Annotated in this window: 5 protein-coding genes and 1 pseudogene; 5 read left to right on the top strand and 1 reads right to left on the bottom strand. The window is 38.2% G+C overall.

Going from position 1 to position 4,455, the window contains the following annotated elements:
* The coding region (locus tag HMPREF2571_RS02580) for an ATP-binding cassette domain-containing protein (protein WP_141760055.1) at positions 1 to 318 on the bottom strand (318 nt) is incomplete at its 3' end.
* A gap of 284 nt (positions 319 to 602) precedes the next feature.
* On the opposite strand from HMPREF2571_RS02580, the gene yycF reads away from it, so the two are divergent.
* The 5 genes and pseudogenes from yycF to HMPREF2571_RS10225 all read left to right on the top strand — a co-directional run.
* Positions 603 to 1,310, top strand: a complete 708-nt coding sequence (gene yycF, locus HMPREF2571_RS02575) for a response regulator YycF (RefSeq protein WP_002884978.1) — start codon at positions 603 to 605, stop codon at positions 1,308 to 1,310.
* The gene (gene vicK / locus HMPREF2571_RS02570; RefSeq protein ID WP_013990681.1) at positions 1,303 to 2,643 is read left to right on the top strand and encodes a cell wall metabolism sensor histidine kinase VicK; all 1,341 of its coding nucleotides are present in this window, start codon (positions 1,303 to 1,305) and stop codon (positions 2,641 to 2,643) included. Before yycF ends, vicK begins: the two co-directional genes overlap by 8 nt.
* Positions 2,644 to 2,648: 5 nt before the next feature.
* Positions 2,649 to 3,461: an MBL fold metallo-hydrolase gene (locus tag HMPREF2571_RS02565; protein WP_013990680.1), complete on the top strand. Its 813-nt coding sequence runs from the start codon at positions 2,649 to 2,651 to the stop codon at positions 3,459 to 3,461.
* 58 nt (positions 3,462 to 3,519) lie between these two features.
* Entirely contained in the window at positions 3,520 to 3,879 is a 360-nt protein-coding gene (locus tag HMPREF2571_RS02560; RefSeq protein WP_013990679.1) for a YbaN family protein, read from the top strand.
* A gap of 171 nt (positions 3,880 to 4,050) precedes the next feature.
* Positions 4,051 to 4,327, top strand: a pseudogene (locus tag HMPREF2571_RS10225) (ISL3 family transposase); the annotation flags it as partial.
* Between the last annotated feature and the right edge of the window lie 128 nt (positions 4,328 to 4,455).

Here is a 4,455-nt window from a genome sequence, read left to right as displayed (position 1 = left end):
GATAGGTGCCAAGGTTACATTTTCAAGAACAGTTTTGTGAGGGTAGAGGTTAAAGTGTTGGAAAACCATCCCTGCTTCTTTACGAAGCTCAACCAAATCTTTGGCAGAAGCTTCCGTCACATTATGTCCGTTAACGATAAGCGTACCGTTATCAATTGATTCCAAGGCATTGATTGTACGGATAAGGGTAGATTTCCCTGATCCAGAAGGGCCCAAGAGAACCACAACTTGTCCTTTTTCAATTTCTAGATTGATGTCACGAAGTGCATGATAGTCTCCGTAGTATTTATTGACATTTTTAAATTCGATAAGTGCCATAAGAGCCTCCTAAAATTTTACATTAATATATGTAACAACAAGAGTGTATTTTACTATAGATACAGTAAAATGTCAAAAATGTTTGAAAATTCAATCATAATGTTCGTCTTTTAACCGATTACACATAGCAATGCTATCCCAAAAAACAAGGAAAGCTTGTATATCAGCTCAATATCTATAGTAGAAACTTGGTCCTTAACCTATTTTTTGGTATAATATGTTTGATACGTAAAGTTTTCTACTTTACAAATTGAATGACTTAAGAAAACCGATGAGGTGTTTATATGAAAAAAATTCTAGTAGTTGATGATGAAAGACCAATCTCGGATATCATCAAGTTTAATCTGACTAAAGAGGGTTATGAAGTTGTTACGGCTTTTGATGGTCGTGAAGCTTTGGAGCAGTTTGAAGCTGAAAAACCAGACTTGGTCATCCTGGACTTGATGTTGCCTGAACTAGATGGCTTAGAAGTTGCTAAGGAAATTCGAAAGACAAGTCACACACCAATTATCATGCTTTCCGCTAAGGATAGCGAGTTCGATAAGGTTATCGGGCTAGAAATTGGGGCGGACGACTATGTGACAAAACCATTTTCTAATCGTGAATTGTTGGCACGTATCAAAGCTCACTTGCGTCGTACAGAGACTATTGAAACAGCAGCAGAAGAAAGCTCTAACTCTGGTAAGCAGGAGATTTCAATTGGTGAGTTGATTATTGTTCCAGATGCGTTTGTTGCTAAAAAACGTGGAAATGAAGTTGAGCTCACACACCGTGAATTTGAGTTGCTTTTCCATTTGGCAACTCATATGGGACAAGTGATGACGCGTGAGCATTTGCTTGAAACTGTTTGGGGCTATGACTATTTTGGTGATGTTCGTACGGTTGACGTAACCATTCGTCGTCTCCGTGAAAAAATTGAAGATACACCTAGTCGTCCTGAATATATTTTGACGCGTCGTGGTGTTGGTTATTATATGAAGAATTATGACTAGTATTGGCTTAAATATCACAAGCTTTGAACTAGCCTTACTCTTTACGCTCCTCTTTGTGGCTTTCTACTTTATTTTTCTTGCATATCGTGATTATCGACGAGTCAAAAATATTCGAAAGTTGACCAAGAGGGTCAAGTCCTTAATGGCAGGTAACTATAACGAGGAGTTACGCTTAAAGGGTGATCCAGAGCTTTTAGAGCTAGCTGACAGCTTGAATGATTTATCGGATGTCTTTCGTTTGACGCATGAAAATCTAGCCCAGGAAAAAAACCGCTTATCATCAGTCCTTTCTTACATGAGTGATGGGGTTATTGCGACAAATCGTCGTGGTCAAATTACCATGATTAATAGCACAGCTCAGCGTTTGTTGAATCTAGATTTTGAAACAGCGACACAGATGTCCATTTTAGATTTATTAGATGGTGAAAATCCCTATACTTATAGTGAATTGCTGTCTAAGACTCCTGAAATTCATTTGTCACGTCGAGATGCTAACGATGAGTTTGTGACCCTACGCGTTAACTTTGCCCTAATTCGTAAAGAATCAGGTTTTATCTCAGGTTTGGTTGCCGTTCTTCATGATGCTACTGAGCAGGAAAAAGAAGAGCGGGAACGTCGACTTTTCGTCTCAAACGTTAGTCATGAGTTGCGTACACCTTTGACTTCTGTAAAATCCTATCTGGAGGCACTTGATGATGGAGCTCTCGATGAAGAGATTGCACCTAACTTCATCAAAGTTTCTTTGGATGAGACCAATCGTATGATGCGAATGATTTCTGACCTCTTGGCATTGTCACGTATTGACAATAAGAGTACCCAACTTGACGTTGAGATGACCAATTTCACGGCCTTCATGACCTATATCTTGAATCGTTTTGATCAGATTAAAAGTCAAGAAACCAATACAGGTAAAACTTACGAAATCATTCGCGATTATCCGGTAAACTCAATTTGGGTGGAGATTGATACAGATAAGATGACCCAGGTCGTGGATAATATTCTTAATAATGCCATCAAGTATTCGCCTGATGGTGGTAAGATTACAGTGTCTATGAAGACAACTGACTCACAGTTGATTGTTTCTATTTCTGACCAAGGTTTGGGTATTCCTAAGAAAGATTTGCCTTTGATTTTCGACCGTTTTTACCGTGTTGATAAGGCCAGAAGTCGTGCCCAAGGTGGAACTGGTCTAGGCTTGTCCATTGCAAAAGAAATCATTAAACAACATAAGGGCTTTATTTGGGCTAAAAGTGAGTATGGTAAGGGTTCAACTTTTACAATTGTGCTTCCATATGACAAGGATGCCATGATGGTTGATGAATGGGAGATGTAGTAAAAATGACCTCAGATTTAGGGTTTAAATATAGTATTTTGGCTTCAGGGTCAACTGGTAATTCCTTTTATTTGGAAACTCCAGAGAAGAAGATTCTTGTAGATGCTGGTTTGTCTGGTAAGAAAATCACAAGTTTGCTAGCTGAGATTGATCGTGATCCGAGTGATTTGGATGCTATCTTAGTAACGCATGAACACAAGGATCACATCCATGGTGTAGGCGTTTTAGCTCGTAAATATGGTATGGATATCTACGCCAACGAGAAAACCTGGCAGATTATGGATAGTAAAAATATGCTTGGCAAGATTGATAATAGCCAGAAACATGTTTTTTCTCGTGATAAGCTTCTGACCTTTGGAGACATTGATATTGAGTCTTTTGGAGTTAGTCACGACGCTATTGATCCACAGTTCTATCGCTTTATGAAAGATGGAAAGAGTTTCGTCATGTTGACGGATACGGGTTACGTTTCTGATCGTATGGCAGGTATTATTGAGAATGCCGATGGCTATCTGATTGAGTCCAATCATGATGTTGAAATCCTTAGAGCAGGTTCATATCCTTGGTCAACCAAGCAACGTATCCTCTCTGATCAAGGTCACTTGTGTAATGAAGATGGAGCGGATGCTATGATTCGTACCATCGGTAATAAAACTAAAAAGATCTACTTGGGTCACCTTTCCAAAGAAAATAATATCAAGGAGTTGGCCCACATGACGATGGAAAATCAGTTGGCACGTGCTGACTTTGGTGTTGGAACAGACTTCAAGGTTTATGATACCTCACCAGATACAGCGACTCCACTGACAGATATTTAAAAATAGCAGAAGAGCTGCACTAATGCGTTTAGTGCAGCTTTTTAAAAGGAATGTATTTATGAAAGTTGTTTATCTCTCTTTAGGGTTTGTCTCGCTCGGTTTAGGCATTCTAGGAATTCCTCTTCCCATTTTACCGACGACTCCCTTTCTACTTTTAGCCATCGCTTGCTTTGCTAGAAGTTCTAAACGTTTTGAGAAATGGTTATATAATACTAAGCTATATCAAAGTTATGTAGCAGATTTTCGAGAAAACAAATCGATTGCCAAGGAACGAAAGAAAAAAATTATTATCCAAATCTATGTTCTGATGGGAATTTCAATCTTTTTTGCTCCAATTATTTGGGTGAAAATTGGGCTCTTTTGCCTGACAGTCTTTATCACTTATTATCTCTTTAAGGTTATTCCTGATAAAGACTAAGCTATCATCAAAAAATGAGACTTCCAAGATGGAAGATACAAAAATTAATTAGCACTATAATTTCTGTAGTGGGTTGAACTATTGCAGAGATTATAGTGCTTTTTGAGTGTACACAAAAAGTCCCATAAGAACTATAATGAAAAGCGACCAAACCATCATTAGGAGGAACTTATGAGACTTATTAAGAATACTACAGAATTAATCGGAATTTAAAGAACCTAACATCATTATTTCTCTTGTTTTTGAAACTGATACTCACATCGAGATTCGTGCAAAACTTAATTGCCTTGCACCACTTTATTATCATTACCAAGGAAAGATGAGAAAATATGACTTTCAAAGCCCTTCCTAAACTCTTCTCGAACAAGTTGGGACTCCAACACTACTACGTCTTAAGGAACGCTGTTCCCAGTGTAAAGGATGTAAGAGAGTAACTGTAGCAGAGACATTCAGTTGAAGAGCAAACCACCCGCAAGATGATCTACCCTTAAAAAAGTTAGACAGAAAATGGCTCTTTGGCAAAATGATGAAATAATTTTGCCAATGTTTTTATCTTACGAAAACCACTAGCTGTGC

Source organism: Streptococcus sp. HMSC068F04 (assembly GCF_001837455.1).
GTDB classification, from domain to species: Bacteria; Bacillota; Bacilli; order Lactobacillales; family Streptococcaceae; genus Streptococcus; species Streptococcus salivarius_D.
Note: the sequence above shows the minus strand (reverse complement) of the source record. Positions and strands in the feature narration are given on the sequence as shown.

What these genes read in the sequence shown, in the direction of transcription:
- HMPREF2571_RS02565 (WP_013990680.1), top strand. Translation starts at nt 2,649, where the DNA reads ATGACCTCAGATTTAGGGTTTAAATATAGTATTTTGGCTTCAGGGTCA.
- yycF (WP_002884978.1), top strand. Translation starts at nt 603, where the DNA reads ATGAAAAAAATTCTAGTAGTTGATGATGAAAGACCAATCTCGGATATC.
- vicK (WP_013990681.1), top strand. Translation starts at nt 1,303, where the DNA reads ATGACTAGTATTGGCTTAAATATCACAAGCTTTGAACTAGCCTTACTC.
- HMPREF2571_RS02560 (WP_013990679.1), top strand. Translation starts at nt 3,520, where the DNA reads ATGAAAGTTGTTTATCTCTCTTTAGGGTTTGTCTCGCTCGGTTTAGGC.